This window comes from Gimesia chilikensis (genome assembly GCF_008329715.1).
Lineage (GTDB): Bacteria > Planctomycetota > Planctomycetia > Planctomycetales > Planctomycetaceae > Gimesia > Gimesia chilikensis.
Genome location: NZ_VTSR01000017.1, coordinates 58,605 through 78,138, shown reverse-complemented (window position 1 = coordinate 78,138; position 19,534 = coordinate 58,605). Strand labels below are relative to the sequence as shown.

The following is a 19,534-nucleotide window of genomic DNA, read 5'->3' as shown; positions in this document are numbered from 1 at the left end:
CTGAGGAAAATGAATTGATTACAGTTTGAGGTAGGACGCCATTTTGGGGCGACGCCCCAGGATATGGGACATGGTAGTTGACAGCAGGTGTCGAATCTCGCGTTGTTGTTGAAGGGACAGGTTCAGTCGCTGGGACAGTACCGTTTTTTCAGTTGACAGTTTCTGCAGTACCGAGATGGTTCCCCGCGAGACACGCACATTTCCGTGTCTCTGCTGTTCACAATCCCGGCAATACACTCCGCCGTTATGGGCATCATAGAGATACGCTTCAGCAGGCCCCAGTTCGCCGTTACAGCCGGCACAGTATTCGAACTGAGGAAGCTGACCGATCTCCTCTAATATGGTTAATTCAAATTTAATCAAAGGTTTCTGGAAATCGTCTTGTTCCTGCAGGTGCTGTATTGTTTCGCAGACTGCGTCGTACAGCTCCGGGTGAGGATCGTACTCCTCGGTCAGAGCATCCAGCAGTTCTGCGATATAATACCCCACATACAGGTGAGACAGATTTCCAGGATAAGGTCGAAAACGATTCACGAGCTGGGCTTCGGTGAGAATATCGAGCCCGCCGGAAGATTTTCGGATGAAGACTATCCGACATGTGGCAAGTAAGTCAATAGCAGCCTCAAATGAGCTTTTCAGCCGCTTGGCACCTTTCGCCAGACACGCAGTTTTCCCAAAGTCCCGCGTAAACCAGGTAACCACTTTGCTCGACTCGCTGAAGTCGGCCAGTCGAATGATGACACCTTCCGTTTTTTCGTTTGACATAAAGCTGTAACTGCCGGGCGTTTTGAATTGGGATCGGAGGGCTGGTCAGAGGATGTCTACCGCCTGCGGAAAGTGAAACTGTGATTCCTGAGCCAGGATTCATTCTGGGATAATTTTAGAATGTCAGCGTCGATTGTGGAAAGTGGAACTGACTGGAAATTCCGTTCTCAGAGGGGAATTAAAAAAGCCTGCGAAATACTTCGCAGGCTTTGGTGTTCAGATCACGGGGCGTGCTATAGAGAGTCACGCAGGGAGTCTTTTAAAAGACGTCCAGATAGAAGTGATTGCCTTTGTGGTAAGGACGTTCACTTGGGTAGAAGTTGTGCCAGTCTTTGTTGTAAACCGGGATTCTCATATTTTCCGGATAGCGGTAATAGAGATTGTCATAGCTCCCCTGAGGTCGCTGGAAGTTCTGGGGATAATAGACATAGGGGTAATAGTAGAATCGTTTCCAGTCGGTTGGTTGTCCGCGTCCGGCTGCCAGTGCATCAGCAGGGGAAAAAATAGACGTGGCCAACCCAACCACAAACAGGAACAACCCTGCGAGCATGAGACGCCGCACCATCATAGTTCTCTCCTTGCCGGTCGGTAGAATAAAGCGAACAGTCCACACAGGGCTGCCCGTAAATTTCAGCAGTCGGACTCCGGTGTCGGTACCGGGTTCCAGTTAATTCATCGGCCAGACCGGACGCATTACGACAGGAAACTTCGGCATAAACCGATTAATCGTCGTAATTGAAACTGTACGGGCGTAATCAACTGCGGCAGAGAACCTGACTCAGGCCAGCTTCGCAGTGGAAATTCCTTCCATGATCCAGTAATCGAGGGCCCGCAGGAGTTCGCGGCCCTGGTTTTGTACTGAATGCTGAGACGGATGCGGGAGTTGGACGTCCGCGCCTCTGGTTTTCCAGAGTCGCATCAGTCGCTGTGTGGACAAGGGCTGCTGGGAGTGCTGTGGATCCAGCAGAATCCGTTTCCCTGCGAGATCACCGGTTTCCTGATACTGGAAATCGTGCTTGCTGAAATGTCCCTCCAGGAGAGCAGCTCCTGCAAACAGGTTCTCTGACTGCAGCAGCAGGCGGGTGGCAATTGAACAACCGGTGCCCTTCCCTGCCAGATAAATCCGATCGGGATGGATGTGGAATACCTTTTTCAATTCTTCAACCGTTTGTTCCACCTGACTGAGAAACAACTCGATAAACAGCTGGCTGTCGGGCCAGCGATAGCCGTTCTGTGGTGTTTTGGGGTCGATGGCTGGAGCCCGAAATGAGAGTCCCAGGTAGTTTCGGGTACTGATTTCAGGCATTACCGTATGCAGGTCGTGTTCTGAGCCACAATCTGGATGCAGCCAGATTACGAGCGGATAAGCGTAGCCTGACTGGTAATGTTCGGGGCGGAACAGGGAAATATGCTTCAGGGGCAGATTCAGAGTGGTCTCTGTATCCGAGGTCGGTTCCGAGTTGCTGCCTGAAGAATTGAGACGGTCTAACCCTCTGCTCTCTGTCTGTAAAATATGTTCAATCCATTTAAGACGTTGAGAATAATCCATTTTCATTTTGCTTTCAGTGAGTGAATCAGGGGGTAGTCTTAAATGTGGGGTTGTCTGGTAGGCCTATTCCTGAGCCAGTTCGATCTCAGGTTTTTTCGTAGGTTCAGGTGGGGACGTTGATCCCAGCACAGGCAGATCAACGGCGGAGGCGACTTCGCTCATAGGGAAGTATTTCCCCGGGCAGGCGGTCGCTTTCACATCGCGGTGTCCCTGTACGTTCTGGCTGGAGATATTGTATTCCGCTTTGAGTACTCCCACGAGCTTCTTCACAGCCGCCATTTGTGCGTCTGTGGGAGGTTCATTTTCAAAATTTCCAACCAGACAAATCCCGATCCCTTTCTGGTTGTAGGCATTATTTCCCGCATGAGCACCATGCATCTGCTCACGCCAGCGGAAGGTGGATTCGATCTCTCCGTCGGGCATACCGTTGCCATTGCCAATCACGAAGTGATATCCGATTCCCAGCCAGGAATTACCGGATTTATCCTTTTTCTTGCTATGCAGTTCGTGAATGCTTTCGACACTGCCTGATGACGACGCGGTGTGATGGATGACAATATATTCCCAGTCACGCACCTCTGCTTCAGGTTTCCAGGGGTTGGACGGTTCGATTGCAATCGTCGGAGGCGTAGTAAACAGGGGCCCGGTGGGAGCTGGCTTTGCTGCTTGAGCCGGGTATTGAGGGGCTGGCATGGGAGCGGGGGAATTAATAGTCACAGGAGGCAGGGAGTTTCGTTGCGTACACCCCGCGATTTCAAAGGCTGGCAACATTGCAACACAACACATGATGATGCCCTTCATATTGCTGCCCTCCCTGACAGCCCCGCTGCTGATTATTTCTTGAAAATAAGCTAAAGAATTTTCCGTGTGTAATTTTTATAAGTCGGGACTGTAATTCCGAGCCGTTTTTGTGTCAATGCGGGGCACGCGGGTGCTTTGAGGCGGGGACCTGTCAGACGACAATACATACTGATTCGTTGATTTGTATCTGTCTGCGAAGCCGATATTCCCTTGATTTTGAGCACTAAATCTTTTGCCAGACTATCTAAATTGTCCATTCTTTTCAACAGGCGCGATTTTGAAGCAAAAATTGAATTCGCTTGATTTCGTCTCAAGTCCCGGAAATCCGCTCTATGATCAGCAGTTGCTCCGCTTACTCAGTAGTAAATCCAATGATGAACGCCGCGGCAGTCCAGTGGCGAAACCACTCGTGCAGATGAGCGACGAGATCTTCCGGATCCAGCAGTTTTGCTTCTATCAGCACGGCGATCGCTTCTCCGATTCTCCGTCCGTCCTGCAATTGTGAAAGCAGTAAGTATTCAGGCTCGGAAATGCTCTCGCGTCGGACAATAAAGTTGCGGCGGGTGATCGCCAGCCAGGTGGTCTGGGGGGCCGGAATGGCTGGCTCTTCTGCCTTCCGGACAGAGGTAATGAATTCGTGCACAGGATAGTGGAACCGGCACAGACGGAAGCAGGGTGCTAACTGCAGTTTCAGTTCTGGTAACTCTTCGGGAGAGAGGGAGTTCAGTTTTTCCGGCGTCAACAGGGGCGTCTGCTCGATGCCCGGTCCATCGAAGACTTCGCTGTAAAGTCGCTCCAGCGTTGCGACTTCCACGAGGAAAACGGTCCAGTCCGGTTCGTCTGTCTGTTCCCGAGCCGGTCTGTTTTCTGAGAGGAATTCAGGGAACTGGGCGCCCAGGTCCCCCAGGGTATAACTGGTTGAGGGACATGACTGCAGATATTGCATACAGAAAGCCCCAAATGCGGTCTCTCCCAGAACCGCGACTAGTGCCGGGTATTCCTCACTCAGGCATTCCAGTAACCGGGCATAATAGGCGTTGGCATAGATTCCGATTCGTTCCTGACTGGTCAATTGACTGGAGCGGGTAATCAGGGTTTCCAGTTCATCAGGGTTGAGAGGGATCGCAGACTGCGCATCCTCTGAAGCAATTCCGTCCTGGATTTCTCCCGGCCAGGTAATTACGGCCTGCATCCAGCGCTGAATCTGATCCAGATGGCGTGGTTGCTGACTCATTCGAATTCTGCCGCGATAAATGAAGCCGGATGCGGGATTGCCTCAGACTGGATAGACCCACTTTCCGGGGAATCCTGCGCTGGGATGACCAGGTTTTCATCCATGTATTGCCGGGCTTTTAAGACTTCCGCGTGCACGGTCGGGAAAGGGGGAATGTCAGCGTCCCATTCCAGCAGTGTTGCCACGCCTCCCGTACGGTGATGTAGCAATTGAAACAGGTTCCAGACCGGATTCACCACATGGCCGTTGTGAGTATCAATCAGATGCGTGCCACAGTTCGTGTGGCCCGCCAGGTGACACTGCACGACGCGTTCTGCTGGAATTGACTCTACGTAAGAGACGGGATCAAATTCATGATTCACGCTCGAGACATAGACGTTATTGACATCCAGCAGCAGTCCACAATCGGCTTCTTCCGCCATGCGACAGATAAATTCACACTCACTCATGGTCGAATCTTGAAACTCGAGATAGCTGCTCGGATTTTCGAGGATCAGGGGCCGTTCAAGAATCTCCTGAACAGTACGAATCCGTTCGACGATATGCGTCAGCGTCGCTTCAGTGTAGGGAATCGGCAGGAGGTCGTGGGTGTTCCGACCTGCCACTCCCGTCCAGCAGACATGGTCTGAAATCCAGCGGGCATTAACTGAGTTGGCCAGTGTTTTCAGTTTATGGAGATAGTCCCGATTGAGGGGATCGGTGCTGCCGATTGAGAGGGAGACCCCATGCATGACGATCGGGTAGCGCTCTGCAATCTGCTCCAGAACGTGGCGGGGGCGTCCCTGTGAATCCATGAAGTTTTCGGAAATGATTTCGAACCAGTCGACTTGCGGCTGATGTTCCAGAATGTGTGAGAAGTGAACGGTCCGCAGACCGACTCCCAGTCCGAGATTTTCATGTCCAAGACGCGGCTCTGTCATTCGTCTTTCCCTCTGAGCGATTTCCCGGGTGCTGTTGTGTTTACAGTGTGGTGATCTGGCTCAAAAAACAGGCTCCTGATCCAATGTGCTGGATCAGGAGCCTGTCGAATTTTACTTTATGCGAGATTACTCTTTTTTAGGTTCTGGAGCGGGACCGACTTTCTTGCCGGCTTTTTCCATCGCTTTTTCGAATTCAGCGCGGGCCAGTTTCCAGGCACCTTCCATCAGCGGAATATGACAGCCCCCTTTTCCTTTACAGGAATTCATACCGGGGTTGGTGCCACAGCCACCCTGGCCTTTGCACTCATTCTGACCAGAGCAGGCATGCTCGGCGACAGAAGCACAGGCACCCAGGCCAGCACAGTCATTTTTAATGCCTGCGTTAGTTCCTTTGCAGGTATTCAGTCCACGACAGACGTGTGGCTCTTTCATCAGCAGGCTGACATCTTTATTTCCCTTTGCCGCTCCTGCATCATCGGCATGATCGTGGTCGTGATCATCGTGACCCTCAGAAGTCGAACTACCGGCTTCTGGAGTCTGAGGAGCTGGATCTGATTTCGGCTGACAACCCGTCATCGAGCCAGCGACCATCCCACCAAAGGCGGCGAGTGTCATTCGATTAAAATCACGTCGATTGAGATCAGGGCGTTTCATGGAATACCTCAACGTTTCTATCGCAGGAAAGAATGAAATTTCAGACAAGGAGTTAAGACTAAAACCCGCTCCTCAATTGTTCTGTGAGTTATCTCACATTTGACTCTGAATTTAAACTGCGGATACGGGAAATCAAAGAAAAATCCCCCTTCTCCTGCTCTTATAATCTGCGCTGTAAACTCCATGAATTTCAGAGTTTGAGTATTCAAGTCACAGGCAAGTCCTGCCTGCTGGAACTGCTTTTGTAAGCTGTTTTACAGTCCCTGACGGACAGAAAGACGATCTTCATCACAGACGGATTTATGACAAAATTATCCAATAAAATCTGAATACTTTACGTATGAAGTATGTTGATAACTCTGAAAAAACTACCGACACAACCTACCCTGCAAAAGCGGTCGCACTGTGAAACTGGGGGGGATAAATCCCCTGCGTTATCCTCAGTGTTTATCTGAGCTTACGAATCGTTCTAAACCTCAAATCAATTACAAAAATCTGATCCAGAATAATCCTGCAAACTGAACGAATCATCAAATCTGTCCGATATGTAAAGCGTGCAGGAATTTTTGGGCTACTTTCATAAGGGATTGTTATGCGCGCCAGGAACTTACTCGTTCTGACATTAAGTTTTGTTTTTATTCAGTCTTTCACTCCCGCCTTAAGAGCGGATGAAATCAGCTGGCAAACCAACCTGAAGCAGGCTGCCCTGCAGGCCCGCGCTCAGGACAAATCGATGTTCATTCAGATTGGAGCCAGCTGGTGTGGCTACTGTCATAAAATGGATAAGGAAACCTTCAAAGATCAGAAGGTGATTAAGCACATCAATTCCTGTTTCATTCCACTCCGCGTGGATGCGGATGAAAATCCGGAATTCGTCGAAGCCATCGGTGTCGCCGGTCTGCCTACCACGGTCATCATTTCCCCTGAGCTGAAGGTGGTCAAAAAGCTGTCAGGTTATGTGGCTGCCCGCGAAATGTCGGGACACTTGCAGAAAATCTGCCTGGTGAATCATGAGCAGGCTGCTCCTGAGAAAGCCCAGACAGCAGAAATCAAGAAAATGAGCCAGAAGGAAGTGGCTCCCGAGTTTGCTTTCAAAGGGGTCTGTCTGGTCAGCATGCTCGACGACCAGGAACTGCGGGAAGGGAATGCCCAGTTCACTTCGGAATTCAAAGGACGTAAGCTCTGCTTCGCTTCTCTTGAACACAAACAGAAGTTTGATGCGAACCCGATGGAATACTGGCCGGCTTTCGATGGACAGTGTCGTGTATCGAAACTGGAACGAAATCAATCTGTCGAAGGTGATCCCTACGCAGGGGGCGTCTATCGGGAACGTCTGGTGTTCTTCTCCAGTGATGCAGAGCGGGAACGCTTTACATCAAATCCCTCTTATTACCTGGCCCGGTAATTAAAAAACACCTGACAGCTTTCTTCAACTCAGGTTGGAAGAGAGAGGAAGAACAGACGCTGCCAGGTGTTGCCAATAATCAATGTATTCAGACAGCCTGAAACCAAACTGGTCTCAGGCTGTTTTTTTGTTGCTTCGCTTATTTCACGGTTTCAATTGATTGAGGATCGAGCCAGACGAAATTGCCTTTAGATGCAATTTCTTTACCTTTGACTTTGACCTTCAAGCTCTCAAAACGGCTGTCATACAGGCTGGGATGAGATTTGTGAGCACCTTCGATCACATAGATTTTTCCATCCTCGCTTTTAACGGCGAGACCCAGTTCACCGGGATCCTGTTTAGGATGTACGCCAAACTGACAGGCGGCACAACCGGTGGTTCCAGTGACAGAGACGAGCTGTGATGCAGCATCCGTGGTGCTGCTGGTGCTGGTGTCAGCTTTGAGCTGGGAAATATATTTATCAGGACTTGCCTGGAATTTCTGCATAACAGCTTCGCTGGGAAACTGATAACGCATGCCTTTATGGATGGCGGTAAACTTCGCTTTACCCGGCACATCTTTTCCACCATCGACCTTGCAGACGATGCATTTTCCGTCACAGGCCAGATCGACGTCTGAGTATTTTGCAGGCGCTTTATCAAATACAGCTTTGATCTGTTCGTTGGGGAACAGAAAGACGCGTCCCTGGTAAAAGCTGATGTGATCGACGGTTCCCGGATTGCGATGACCATCATGATGGGCATAACAGACGGTGCAGTCACCCTTGAGTGCCGGCACATACTTTTCGGGGCTCGCCTCGAATTCCTGTTTCACTTTTTCAGATGGAAAAAGATAAGTCTGGTCATCGAAGACCACCTTGAATTCCGGTTTCCCTTTGACAATTTTCTTTCCATTCACCAGACAGACGGCACAGTTTCCATCTAATGCAACGGGAGCTTCTTTGGCTTCCACGGCATGGCTGAGCATGACAGTTGATGCCAGAAATGCTGCCGTTAAAAATACGCGGACCAGATTCATTCGTTTCTCCTGAAAAATAACTCGAACAGACGTTTTTAGGTTGGGCCATGGTTCGAACCAGGGGGCGGCTGTGTCAGTCGGTCCCCTCGTGGCATGTTTTGAATCACAACAGGTGAATCACAGCCTCAGTATTACAGGCGGTCCGGGTTCAATCTGTGGTGTATCTCACACTCTGAATAATTTTCTATCCTCGAAGTGAACTGTGGTCACGATCTGTTAGTGCTCAGCGCTGGGAATAAAAAACGGTCTTGCATCAAATGGCCAAGTATTGATAATCCCTGTCTCTCTCCCATCTACAGAGCATTTCAGCGAACTCTCAAGTCCTCTCCAGTTATTCAGTTATCAAAACCAGGTGCCTTATGTGGTGCACAAGTTGCCAGTCAGATGTGGCTGCCGAAGTCTCTTCCGATTCCACGCGGATCCATTGCGCGATCTGTGGAAATGACATGGGAAGTACGGCCGCAGCTCGAATCAGTGATAAAACCAAAGAAGCCCGCGAACTGCTGGCGCGCTGGTCGAATCGCGATATTCTGGACCCCTACGGGCCGCTGACAAAAGCCGAATCACGCGTGCAGGCTGCTTCTTCGTTATTTGCTTCCACAGAACAGAAGCCGCACGAAAATTCGAAACCACCGGTAGCAGAACCACCGCAGGTGAAGGAAGTCCCCGTTGCGGCTCCGAAGAGTGAACCCGCTTTTGCACAGGATGACTCAAGCAGCTGGACAGACGAAACTTCAGAAACGGAAGCGTACAACACAGAAGAAGTCGAAGAAGAATACGAGCGAGTAACACCGCGCCTGCATTCCGATTTTCGCGATATCCAGAGCCTGATCGAAGAAGAAGATCAGAAGCCGAACTGGCTGGGACTGGTCGGTCAGCTGATGGCCTATGGCGGCGTGGCAGTCTTGACGATTGGAACGACACTCGTGCTCTGGGGGTATTATGGTGGACCAGCCAACTATGCTTCTACCGGCTGGTTGATCAGCACTGCCGGACAGATGCTGCTCTTTCTGGGAGTCATAACGCTCGTCTCTGCAGGCATGGAACAAACCTCGAATTCCGTCACCCGGCGGATCGATCGCCTGGGGCAGCGGATCTTTCTGTTTGAGCAGGCCATGCTCGATCAGCAGCAGGAAGCCGAACGCAAAAAACGAACCGCAGCATCTCGCTCCCGTTCAGCATCAGACAGATCAGCAGAACTGCGAAAGTCCGCCTGAGACGAGAGCTGCCAGTTCCCTGGTGAGAACTTACTCAATAAATCCCCGGGATTCGAGTTGCAGCAGGTGCGCTTTCAGCGAAGTCCCCTGTGGTGCAGAGAAGCCTCCCAGTTTTCCTCCCGCAGCAACAACTCTGTGACAGGGGATCAGCACTGGAATTCGATTCCCGGCCATCACCGTTCCTACCGCGCGAGCGGCCCGTGGTGAGCCTGCTTTGCTGGCCAACTCTCCGTAAGTGATTAACTCTCCGTAGCCGACCTGCTGCAGAGCCTGGATGACTCGAGACTGGAATGCGGTCAGCGGAGGCAGGTTCAGAGCGATGTCCTGAAAATCAACCCGGGCTCCCTGAAAATAATCCTGCAGTCGCTCCCGTAGCTCTGGAAACCAGTCGGCTTCTTCGATTTGTTCCTCTTTGAGCTCAGGATTTTGCTCGCAGAATTTTTGCAGTGATTCCTGTGCATCAGCGCGGGAATGGTGTCCCATCCAGAGTCGGGTTACCGTGTTATCCCTCCCCAACAGTCCACACCAGCCTGTTTCGGTGGTAAACAGGGAGCATTTCAGGGGAGATGACTGACCAACACTGGTTTTCTGTTCGCTACTGCGAACTCCCTGCGGATCAGCAACTGTTCTTTGACCCATCTGAAAACCTCCGGTAGAATAGGCTGATTGTTGCGCTTCTGAATCTCGAACCCTGACCGGGCTCGTGCTGCTAATATACAAGATGATAGAACGATTATGCACCCTTACAGTATGCTGTCCAACGATTATTTCGTGAACCTGAATTTATGCACGGAAATGACGCTGCCTTCCTCGCGGGATACGGTACTGAATTTTTTTGAGCGGGTGCAGAAATCGTTTCCCTCGATGCGCAATTTTTATAACCGGGGCGAAAACGGCTTCATTCTGGAAGAAGATAAGGAAGAGGTCGGTCAGCAGCGGTGGATGTCCCTGGAATCGCAACGGGTCTGTAGTGGCTATTTCAATCCCAATGACCCGGATGACTGCCTCACTCAACATCAGCTTATGCTGGAGCTTGTGCCCTATATGCTGTCAGTCAGTCCGCTCGACTGTGAGGCACTCGACTATATTGTCGGCTTTGATTTTTCCTATCGGGGAAATCACGACGCACTCGTCGCGGAAGCGCTGGGAGCAAATCAGGCCGTGGACAGCCTGTTACAGATTCCCGGTTCCCGGGCATTGAATTATGAACCTTCGATTACCCTCAGCCTGGATGACTCCTGTCGCTGCCAGGCACGCCTGATGATCGAAACCCGTACGAACGCCTACCAGGTCCGCCGTGACGATTTTCCCGACGAACAGATCTCGGTGTTCTTTACCCTCAGGCAGTACGGCAGCCTGTCGGCAGACACCCGGCTGGAAGACACGATGTATGATCTGAAAGCCAAATCGGATCAGTTGATGAAAGACTATGTGATCGACCAGGTTCTGCGTCCGCTGGCACAGGCGATCTCAACGAAATAACGCGCGTGAAATAAAGTCAGTTTCAGAGAATGGGGGCCGAACCAGTTTCAAAAATCGGGCGACCCCTTTAAAGTAGTCAGCATTGAGAACACTTCCGGAATAACTTCAACCTCAAAGGGGATTCTTTCGTGGCTTTACAATTAAGTGATTTTGCTCAGTCTCTTACCGTGGAAACCGCCTTCAGTGTTCTGGCAATTGCGAAACAACTCAAAGCGCAAGGCAAAGATGTTGTGGAACTGGAAGTGGGAGACAGCCCCTTTGACAGTACCGCTTCCGCGAAGGCCACCGGAATTGAAGCCATTCAGAATAACCAGTCGCATTATTGTGCCTCTCCGGGGATTCCCGAGTTCCGTCAGGCGGCTGCCGATTTCGTCTCTCGTGAGTTCCAGGTTGATGCCAAGCCGGAAAATATTGTTGTCGGACCTGGTGCCAAGGTCTTCGAACAGTTCTTCTGTGAAGCTTTTCTGAACCCCGGGGACGGCGTACTCGTTTTCAGCCCCTACTTCCCGACCTATCTGCCAAACATTGAACGCCGCGGCGCGCGGATGGTACTCTCCGACCTGAAGCAGGAGAATGAGTTCCGACCCGATCTGGCTGACATTGAGAAATTCATCAATGAAGACCCTGCTCCCAAAGCGATCTTCCTGAACTCACCTCACAATCCTACCGGCGGCGTGATTCAGGAGTCCGATCTGAAAGCGATTGCCGACCTGATTCGTGGCAAGAACATTGCCGTCTTCAGCGATGAGCCTTACTGTCATATGGTCTGGCAGGGTAAACATCATTCCATCCTGGCACAGCCTGGAATGCTGGATCAGTGTGTGTCTGCTTACACCTTTTCAAAGTCTTACAGCATGAGTGGCTGGCGGCTTGGGTTCTGTGTCGCTTCAGAAGAGGTCGCGACCTCCATCGGCAAAATGGTCAATACCACCCTCTCCTGTACTCCCCCCATCGTACAGTTGGCGGGGGCAGCAGCGCTGAACAAGGATTCGCAGGAACGCGATGAGGTTATGTTGAAGTTCCGAGAAAAAGTCGTACTTCTGACCAACAAGCTGAATGAGATCGAACATTTTCATGCCCTCGATCCCCATGCCACATTTTACGTATTCGTAAACGTTGCTCCCGTCTGTAACGAACTGGGAATCACCAGCCATGGTCTGGCTCTCTATCTGTTGCAGGGCGCCGATGATGATTTCGGTATCGCCTGTCTGGGAGGCGAATGTTTCGGCGAAGCCGGTCATGGATTCCTGCGGTTCAGCTGTGCGGAACCCAATGATCGTCTGGAACAGGCCATTGACTTCATTCCGGAAGCGCTCTCCCGCAAAGATCGAATCGCCAGCTATCTGGAAGCACATCCGGAAGCACGACAGAAAACTCCCTACCGGGTTTGATTCCAGATGAGGATGATCTGTCTGCAGGGGATTCGGTAACAGTTGACACTCGATTGGGCAGGGAAGTGATGCATCGTTATCAACTTTTGATTCGTACGCTGCTGATTCTATACTTGATGGTGCTGTTTACCGCGACGCACGTCCCTTTGAAAAAAGGGACGATCCCCCAGGGAACCGATGTGCCTCTGCATTTTATCGCTTACGCAGGGCTGGCGTTTCTGCTGACCTGGTGGCTGTCACTGCGCTGGGATCGACTGTCCCTGAAGCGTCTGCTGTTGATCGTAGTGGGCGTGAGCCTGTTTGGGATTGTTGATGAGCTCTTACAGGGCATACCGGTATTAAAGCGGGAACCGAGCATCAAGGACTGGGTTGCCGATACGCTGGGAGCCGCCCTGGGAGTCGTACTGTACCTGCTGCTCTCAAAGCCACTGCAGGTACTGAAGCAAAAGTTAGCGGGACCGCAGGAGTCAGAGCAGACTGACTCTGCGGATTAACGATAAGTCTGCTTATTCCTTCTTGCTGGTAGAAGGGGTTCGCCAGTGTCGGCCGGATTTGCTCAGCAGGTTTGTTGCCCCTGAGGGGCCCCAGGTACCTGCATAATAAGGTTCCGGTGTATGATCACCTTTCTCCCACTGGTCGAGCACGGGTGTGACGAATTTCCAGGCAGCCTCCAGCTCATCGCTACGGGTAAACAGCGTGGAGTCCCCGCGGAGAACGTCCATTAGCAGTCGCTCGTATGCTTCGGGCAGACTTTTGTGATAGGCGTCTTCAAAGGCAAAGTCCATGGTGACCGGCTGGATCTGATACTGCATCCCGGGCCGCTTCGTTGAAAACTTCATCGAGATCGACTCTTTGGGCTGAATGCGGAAGATCAGTTCGTTCGGCTTGCGTTCGACCAGCGAACAGATGTCGCCATCACATTCAACGGTCGTAAACAGATTCATGGGCGGGTGTTTGAACTGGATGGCAATTTCACTGACCCGCTCCGGCAGTCGTTTGCCGGTGCGTAGATAGAAGGGAACCCCTTCCCAACGCCAGTTCTCAACCATGACTTCCATCGCTACGAATGTTTCCCGACGGGAGTCGGCGGGAACTCGTTCTTCTTCACGGTAACCGGGAACAGCCTGTCCGAATGACTGGCCGGCCGTGTATTGACCGGCAATCGCCCAATCGGAGATCGGGCCTTTCGATCCGGGGGCCAGCGTTTTTAACACTTTCAGTTTTTCATCGCGAATTTCTTCGCCGCTGAACAGAGCCGGCGGTTCCATGGCGATCAGACAGAGCAGTTGCAGCACGTGATTCTGTAACACATCCCGCAGGGCTCCCGAGCGATCGTAATAGCCGCCCCGGCCATGCTCGATCCCCTGTGACTCCGCTACGGTGATCTGGACGTGGTCGACATGATTACGGTTCAGGAGAGGTTCAAAGATCGAGTTACTCAACCGGAAGAGCAGAATGTTCTGTACGGTCTCTTTACCCAGGTAATGGTCGATGCGGTAGATCTGATCTTCGCTGAGCAGTTCGCTTAACTGGGTACTGAGCTCCTGGGCCGATTCCAGATCGTGACCGAATGGTTTTTCAATGACGACCCGCAACCACTCTTCGCTCGTATTTTTGGGAACCATCCCTGCGCGGGAGAGTGCCTGCACAGACGGGTGAAACAGTGAGGGAGCCGTGGCCAGGTAGGCAACCCGCTTCGAAATCGTGTCCCCTAAAGTTTCCCGTTCGACCGCTTCGATCGTGTCCTTGAGGTGGACGTGATCGCTCTCGTCTGTGATATCGACTTCCCGGTAGTAGAGCCGTTTCGAAAACTGTTCCCATTTTTCATCGGTGACTGTCCCGGTGCGGGTGAACTGTGAGACGGTGTCGCGCTGCTCGTTGCGGAACTCTTCATCCGTCTTGGAGCGACGTGCCAGACCAATGATCGGCAGATTTTCACAGAGGTAACCTTCACTCCACAGATCATAGAGTGATGGAATTAACTTACGGGCGGTCAAATCGCCTGAGGCTCCGAAGATAAGAATGGTTGCGGTGGTCAGATCGTTCGAAGAGTTTGAATTGGCCATGATGGACGTTCATGCCTTCCGGGAAGAAAGATTGGAAAAATGAGCAATATGTGTCGCGCGCGTTGAGTTTAAATCTGGGCCGTCTGTTCTTCAATCAGGGCATCCAGTTCGCTTTTGAGTCGCGGCAGAATCTCATCATAGGAGTAGCGTCCCAGAGATTCACTCCCTTTTTTGAGATTCACATAATTCGGACCACACCAGAGTCCCAGGTCGGCATCATCGGTTTCGCCCGGTCCATTTACGCGACAGCCCATCACGGCAATCGTCAGCTTGTGGTCTTTGGCGTACTCGGTCATCTTCTTGACGTCAGCCGCCAGGTCGACGAAAACTTCATTCTCTACCCGGGAGCAACTGGGGCAGCTGATGATGTTCAGCCCCTTCAGATCAAAGTCGACGACCGTTCGTACCCGGCCTTCCGCGATGTCTTTCAGAATCGCGCGGCCGGCTTCGATTTCTTCCCCCTTGCGGTCATTGGGGACAGTTAGCGAAACGCGAATCGTGTCGCCGATCCCTTTGCTGATCAACTGCTCGAAGGCCATGCGTGTCTTGATGACCCCGTCGGGAGGCATGCCGGCTTCGGTAACACCCAGGTGCAGCGGGATATCGGGTCGCTGAGCAGCGAAACGAGTATTAACTTCGACGACTTTCGCGGGATCCGAATCTTTCAGAGAGACACAGAAGCGTGTGAAGTCGATCGATTCCAGAAACGTACAGTGATCCAGGGCGCTTTCCAGCATCGGAGAAATCGAGTCTGCAGGATCGTACTTTTCCAGCTTGGCAGGGTCGACCGAGCCACAGTTGACTCCGACGCGGAGTGCACAATCATTGTCGCGGGCAATTTCGGCAATGAAGCGGACTTTATCCTGCCAGGGTTTTTCCGGTTCGTGGTGATACAGGTGCCCCGGATTGTAGCGGAGTTTATTCACGTATGGGGCTATGACTTCCGCCAGACGGTAGTTCTCCTGCAGGTCCACGCTGATGGGAACCGTCGTCTGCTTGCGAATTTCGATCAGGGCGGCTGCTTCGCGACGATTATCGACGGCCACACGCACGATGTCCGCCCCTGCCTCTTCCAGGGAGTGAATCTGGGCAACAGTGGCATCGATGTTGCTGGTCTTGGTCGCTGTCATACTCTGGACGGCGATCGGATTCGCGTTGCCGATGACAGCTGAGCCAATTTTCACTTCTCTGGTCGGGTTACGTGGTAACTGCAAGTGACAGGTTCCTTTAAGGTTAAATCAAAGTTCAAGACAGGATTGTAGTCCCCGGATTGTAAAAGATCGGGGGCACGACGTCCATTCATGAAAATGGCGGAAAATCAATTGGGATTGACAGATTTTCAATGTCGATTTACAAGCCTTCGCAGGATTAATTGCATTTTATGCAACAGGTATGGATACACAAAGTAGGTGATAGCAAAAATGAAGCGTCAGATTGCAGGGATGCTGGTCGGTTTCTATCTGGTTAGTGGATGTGGTGCTGAGTCGCAACCAGCTGCACAGCAAGCAGTTAAATCAGATAAAGCACAATCCGTGGAGCAAAAGCAGCCTGCGCAGCAGGACACCGCCGCCGTGAAACCGGAGGCCAGTGCGAAGCCAGTCGAGACACCATCAACCTCTGAACCTGTGGCACAGCAGGCGTCTGTCGATCAGGCCGCTCAGAAGAAAGCGGAAGAGCTGTTCCTGCAGGCACGTGCCTTGATTAAACAGGGCAAGCTGCCTGATGCGACGCGGGTACTCAACTCGGCCATTACGCTGAATCCCCAGGTCGCCAAATACTATTTCCATCGAGGCAGCGCCTGGGCAGACCTGAAGCAGGACGCCAACGCCATCGTGGACTTGACCAAAGCCATCGACATGCAGCCTGGCGTTGCCCAGTATTATTACACACGGGCACTGTTTTTTATGACCCGGGGCGGCGGACAGCTCGCGCTGAACGATTTCACCAAAGCGATCGAACTCAAGCCCGATAGTCACCATGCTTACAATAACCGTGGGCTGCTCTTCGCGACGTCTGGCAAGCTCAAGGAAGCCCGTGCTGATTTCGAACAGGTGCTCAAGATCAAACCGGATAGCCTGGACGCCATGAACAACCTGGGATTCACACTGATGAATCTGGGCGAAGGTGATGAGGCGATTAAGATCTTAAACAAAGTCATTCAGGAAAACCCGAAGTATCTGAACGCTTATGATAACCGGGGACTGGCCTGGCAGAAGCAGGAAAAATACGACAAGGCGATTGCCGATTTCACAAAGGCAATTGAACTCAGCCCACAGAACCAGAAGTTCTATCGTCAACGGATGACGGCGTATGAGTCAGCGGGTGACCAGAAAAAAGCAGACGCGGACAAACAGAAACTGGTCTGGTTACAGCAGCTGGCTGCCATAAATGATCAGCTGGTTAAGGATCCGGAAAATACCGAGTTGCTGCTGGAACGGGCACAGTTCTTTCTCGCTTCAGAAGAACGTGAATCTGCCATGCAGGATTACGCGAAGATCGTCGAACTGACCCAGGATACCGGCCGCGGTTACCTGATTCGGGGCGCACTCTATCTTGAAGAGAAAGAGCTGGATCGTTGTATTCAGGAATGTTCGCGTTCCATCAAAATCCAGCCGAATCCCGAGGCTTACTCAGTCCGCGGCGATGCTTTCATGCAACGGGGCGATCTCGATCATGCTTTGCGCGATTTTGAACGTGCCCGCCGGATTGACGAAGTCGTTGCCCAGGCATATCTGAAACGCTCTGAAAATTACAAGAAGCAGGGCAAACATAAACTGGCGGCGGAAGACTTCGAACGTGCGGTTGCCATCGATCCTTCCCTGGGACCGGAAAAACTGAATAAAGAGAAAACGGCTGCAAAACCCGTGATCCGTCCCATCGATTAATCCGTTCTCAGAGTGGCTTCGACAACGGCAGAAAATCGGGAGCCAGACCTGTTTCACAACTCAATCAGGAACTGTTCCCATGAGTGGCGGATTTCTGGATGACAATGCGTTCTCAGAGCAGAGACCACGCAGAACCGACTCTTACGAGATCAACGATCTGCTCTTCCTCGGATTCAACTCGCGTGTTCTGGCATTAGACCGAGACACCGGTGCTCTGATCTGGAGCTGGAAAGCGCCTAAAGGACGCTCCGGCTATGTTGCGGTCATGGTGGATGAAGAACAGCTGTTTGTCTCCATTGATGGATACACTTACTGTCTCGATCCCTTCAATGGGAATCAGCTCTGGTTCAATGGCCTCAAAGGCTTCGGTTATGGTATCCCCACCCTGGCGACTGCAGGTAACCATACCAACTCAGCCGGGGCCGCCGAAATGCGAGCCCGCGAACAGCGCAGGCGGAACAATAATGCACAATAACCAGTTTGTGACTGCTAAGACTGTGACTGATTAAGACAGCAACTCGGCGTTGGTCAGATGCCAGTGTTCCGGGTCAAGGATCGTATCCATCTGTAAATCAGAGAACTGAGGGTTCTGATATACGAAGACCTGAGTCGCCGACTTGCGTTGGAAAAATCCGAATCGCGATAACAGCTTTCCGATTTCCTGTCGACCGAAAAAATTCATGACGATCGAGTCCATCCCGATCTGTCGGCACTGCTGAATAAAAGCAGCCAGCATTGTTTTAAGAACAGATTCATCTTTGTAGAAGAAGTCCTGAATCCCGGCAGCGTGGTCTCCGTTTCTGCCTGTCTCGCCGATCACGTACACGATGTATCCCAGCAGTTCCTGATCTCTGTTTTCCAGTGTCATAATCTGGAATCGGGAAGAAGGCTCCTGGCAGAAACGCCATTCCAGAAATTCACGCGTCCGTTCTACTGTGATCAAATCCTGTGAATGCTGAGTGAACAGATCATGAAAACGTTCATCGAAGGGGGCTTCAAAATTAGTGTTGAGCCGCGGTGACAGGAACGTTCGAGACTCCAGTGAATAGAGACGCAGCCCCAGATCAATAAAGGTGGCTGCTCCTTTTCTTATTAGCGGGTTCGAGATTCTATTTTTGAGCTTATACTCGCTTCGCAGTGGCATTACCCAGTGTTGGAAGGTGCCGATTTTTTTGTAGCGACAACGCTGGAAAACGGCAGCGGCGGTTTCCGTCATACCGTACACGAACTTGAAGTCGGTTTCCGGAAGATGCGAAACCAGGGCCCGTTGCAACTTGATGGCAGCCTGGGCAGAGCGATGTTCGGGATCAATGTTAATCGCCTCGGCCTGACCAAAATACAGAGGCTCTCCCTGATAATTCATACGTCGGCTGAGCAGCCCCGTAGAACCGATCAACTTCCCGGCTGCTTCTTCCCGGGCGAGCCAGCAGTAGTTTTGCCCGAAGGGATTCTGTCGATGCGACCAGTCGAACCACTGGGAATCATTTTTATCAAAATTCCGATTAATCAGGGAAATCAGTTCTTCCTGATCGTCACTCGGTTGTGCCTGAGTGATTGAATAGCCCATTCTATTCCAGCCCGCTTCAGATAGGGATTAATACCATTGAGGTGTTTAAATACGACTCTGAAGTTTAGGCCACGGAACGCCCTTGTCAAATCGGATCTGACGGGCTGAATACCGCTTGCGAGGCAAACATTCAGGTGTTGTCAACTGCGGACGTAGGCGTTGATCAGCAGATCGATCAGCGGCGCATTTGCGGCGGGAAAATTTAAGGCGGGCAGTTCCTCAGCCGGGATCCAGCGGAACCCTTTCAGGTCTTCTGTGAGCAAATGAGCGGGTGCAGCAGGTTCCGGATGACATAACCAGAAATGCAACAACACGTCTGCATGATCGTATGCGTGTTCGACGTAGAGCAGCTCCTCCGCGGGGCGAACAGAAAGCCCCGTCTCTTCAAGACACTCTCGGGCGGCGCAGACATCCGGGGCTTCCCCGGGTTCACATTTTCCCCCTGGAAACTCATGATGCCCTGCGAGAGTTGTCGAGTGATCACGTACACCGATCAGGAATTGCCGCTGGTGTTCCACAACGGCAATTCCGATCCGGTTCGTTTTGCGCTCATTCATAACAGACATCCGCTGTGAATGGG

20 protein-coding genes are annotated in these 19,534 nt (G+C 51.8%); 7 read left to right on the top strand and 13 right to left on the bottom strand.

Annotation, left to right across the window (positions count from 1 at the left end; all coding sequences use genetic code 11):
- Window positions 1–18: 18 nt before the first annotated feature.
- The 7 genes from recO to FYZ48_RS20535 all read right to left on the bottom strand — a co-directional run bounded on the left by recO (window position 19) and on the right by FYZ48_RS20535 (window position 5,923).
- Window positions 19–765, bottom strand: a complete 747-nt coding sequence (gene recO / locus FYZ48_RS20565) for a DNA repair protein RecO (protein WP_149343843.1) — start codon at window positions 763–765, stop codon at window positions 19–21.
- Window positions 766–1,024: 259 nt separating this feature from the next.
- Window positions 1,025–1,330: a hypothetical protein gene (locus tag FYZ48_RS20560; protein ID WP_145046517.1), complete on the bottom strand. Its 306-nt coding sequence runs from the start codon at window positions 1,328–1,330 to the stop codon at window positions 1,025–1,027.
- 213 nt (window positions 1,331–1,543) lie between these two features.
- On the bottom strand, window positions 1,544–2,314 hold the full coding sequence (locus FYZ48_RS20555; protein WP_149343841.1) for an alpha/beta hydrolase: 771 nt from the start codon (window positions 2,312–2,314) through the stop codon (window positions 1,544–1,546).
- Window positions 2,315–2,377: 63 nt separating this feature from the next.
- Window positions 2,378–3,115 carry a peptidoglycan recognition protein family protein gene (locus FYZ48_RS20550; protein ID WP_232104928.1) on the bottom strand — a complete coding sequence of 246 codons (738 nt, stop codon included), beginning with the start codon at window positions 3,113–3,115 and terminating at the stop codon, window positions 2,378–2,380.
- A gap of 352 nt (window positions 3,116–3,467) precedes the next feature.
- Window positions 3,468–4,349 (bottom strand): HvfC/BufC family peptide modification chaperone, encoded by an 882-nt coding sequence (locus FYZ48_RS20545; RefSeq protein WP_149343839.1) that lies wholly within the window; start codon window positions 4,347–4,349, stop codon window positions 3,468–3,470.
- Window positions 4,346–5,269 carry an MNIO family bufferin maturase gene (gene bufB / locus FYZ48_RS20540; protein ID WP_149343836.1) on the bottom strand — a complete coding sequence of 308 codons (924 nt, stop codon included), beginning with the start codon at window positions 5,267–5,269 and terminating at the stop codon, window positions 4,346–4,348. The genes FYZ48_RS20545 and bufB overlap by 4 nt, the downstream gene beginning before the upstream one ends.
- A gap of 126 nt (window positions 5,270–5,395) precedes the next feature.
- The gene (locus FYZ48_RS20535) at window positions 5,396–5,923 is read right to left on the bottom strand and encodes a hypothetical protein (protein WP_149343834.1); all 528 of its coding nucleotides are present in this window, start codon (window positions 5,921–5,923) and stop codon (window positions 5,396–5,398) included.
- Window positions 5,924–6,515: 592 nt separating this feature from the next.
- Here FYZ48_RS20535 and FYZ48_RS20530 point away from each other — a divergent pair.
- Window positions 6,516–7,328: a DUF255 domain-containing protein gene (locus tag FYZ48_RS20530; protein WP_149343832.1), complete on the top strand. Its 813-nt coding sequence runs from the start codon at window positions 6,516–6,518 to the stop codon at window positions 7,326–7,328.
- 139 nt (window positions 7,329–7,467) lie between these two features.
- Here FYZ48_RS20530 and FYZ48_RS20525 read toward each other — a convergent pair whose 3' ends face one another.
- Window positions 7,468–8,346: a YHS domain-containing protein gene (locus tag FYZ48_RS20525; RefSeq protein WP_149343830.1), complete on the bottom strand. Its 879-nt coding sequence runs from the start codon at window positions 8,344–8,346 to the stop codon at window positions 7,468–7,470.
- A 359-nt stretch (window positions 8,347–8,705) separates the two neighbouring features.
- On the opposite strand from FYZ48_RS20525, the gene FYZ48_RS20520 reads away from it, so the two are divergent.
- Window positions 8,706–9,563, top strand: a complete 858-nt coding sequence (locus FYZ48_RS20520) for a hypothetical protein (protein WP_149343827.1) — start codon at window positions 8,706–8,708, stop codon at window positions 9,561–9,563.
- Between the two features lie 30 nt (window positions 9,564–9,593).
- Here the strand turns inward: FYZ48_RS20520 and FYZ48_RS20515 are convergent, their stop codons facing one another.
- Complete coding sequence (locus FYZ48_RS20515; RefSeq protein ID WP_149343823.1) at window positions 9,594–10,202, bottom strand: methylated-DNA--[protein]-cysteine S-methyltransferase; 609 nt, start codon at window positions 10,200–10,202, stop codon at window positions 9,594–9,596.
- Window positions 10,203–10,298: 96 nt separating this feature from the next.
- Here FYZ48_RS20515 and FYZ48_RS20510 point away from each other — a divergent pair, with 96 nt between their 5' ends.
- The 3 genes from FYZ48_RS20510 to FYZ48_RS20500 all read left to right on the top strand — a co-directional run bounded on the left by FYZ48_RS20510 (window position 10,299) and on the right by FYZ48_RS20500 (window position 12,930).
- Window positions 10,299–11,045: a hypothetical protein gene (locus tag FYZ48_RS20510; RefSeq protein WP_242022724.1), complete on the top strand. Its 747-nt coding sequence runs from the start codon at window positions 10,299–10,301 to the stop codon at window positions 11,043–11,045.
- Window positions 11,046–11,173: 128 nt separating this feature from the next.
- Window positions 11,174–12,436 carry a pyridoxal phosphate-dependent aminotransferase gene (locus FYZ48_RS20505; RefSeq protein ID WP_149343819.1) on the top strand — a complete coding sequence of 421 codons (1,263 nt, stop codon included), beginning with the start codon at window positions 11,174–11,176 and terminating at the stop codon, window positions 12,434–12,436.
- Window positions 12,437–12,504: 68 nt separating this feature from the next.
- Window positions 12,505–12,930, top strand: a complete 426-nt coding sequence (locus tag FYZ48_RS20500) for a VanZ family protein (RefSeq protein ID WP_149343815.1) — start codon at window positions 12,505–12,507, stop codon at window positions 12,928–12,930.
- 12 nt (window positions 12,931–12,942) lie between these two features.
- Here the strand turns inward: FYZ48_RS20500 and zwf are convergent, their stop codons facing one another.
- Entirely contained in the window at window positions 12,943–14,502 is a 1,560-nt protein-coding gene (gene zwf / locus FYZ48_RS20495; RefSeq protein ID WP_145043963.1) for a glucose-6-phosphate dehydrogenase, read from the bottom strand.
- 68 nt (window positions 14,503–14,570) lie between these two features.
- Window positions 14,571–15,716 carry a (E)-4-hydroxy-3-methylbut-2-enyl-diphosphate synthase gene (gene ispG / locus FYZ48_RS20490; protein ID WP_149343811.1) on the bottom strand — a complete coding sequence of 382 codons (1,146 nt, stop codon included), beginning with the start codon at window positions 15,714–15,716 and terminating at the stop codon, window positions 14,571–14,573.
- A 207-nt stretch (window positions 15,717–15,923) separates the two neighbouring features.
- Here ispG and FYZ48_RS20485 point away from each other — a divergent pair, with 207 nt between their 5' ends.
- Window positions 15,924–17,387 (top strand): tetratricopeptide repeat protein, encoded by a 1,464-nt coding sequence (locus FYZ48_RS20485; RefSeq protein WP_149343807.1) that lies wholly within the window; start codon window positions 15,924–15,926, stop codon window positions 17,385–17,387.
- Between the two features lie 79 nt (window positions 17,388–17,466).
- On the top strand, window positions 17,467–17,862 hold the full coding sequence (locus tag FYZ48_RS20480) for an outer membrane protein assembly factor BamB family protein (protein ID WP_149343804.1): 396 nt from the start codon (window positions 17,467–17,469) through the stop codon (window positions 17,860–17,862).
- 30 nt (window positions 17,863–17,892) lie between these two features.
- On the opposite strand, the gene FYZ48_RS20475 is transcribed toward FYZ48_RS20480, so the two are convergent.
- Entirely contained in the window at window positions 17,893–18,954 is a 1,062-nt protein-coding gene (locus FYZ48_RS20475; protein ID WP_149343800.1) for a GNAT family N-acetyltransferase, read from the bottom strand.
- Window positions 18,955–19,094: 140 nt separating this feature from the next.
- Entirely contained in the window at window positions 19,095–19,511 is a 417-nt protein-coding gene (locus FYZ48_RS20470) for a (deoxy)nucleoside triphosphate pyrophosphohydrolase (protein ID WP_187782137.1), read from the bottom strand.
- Between the last annotated feature and the right edge of the window lie 23 nt (window positions 19,512–19,534).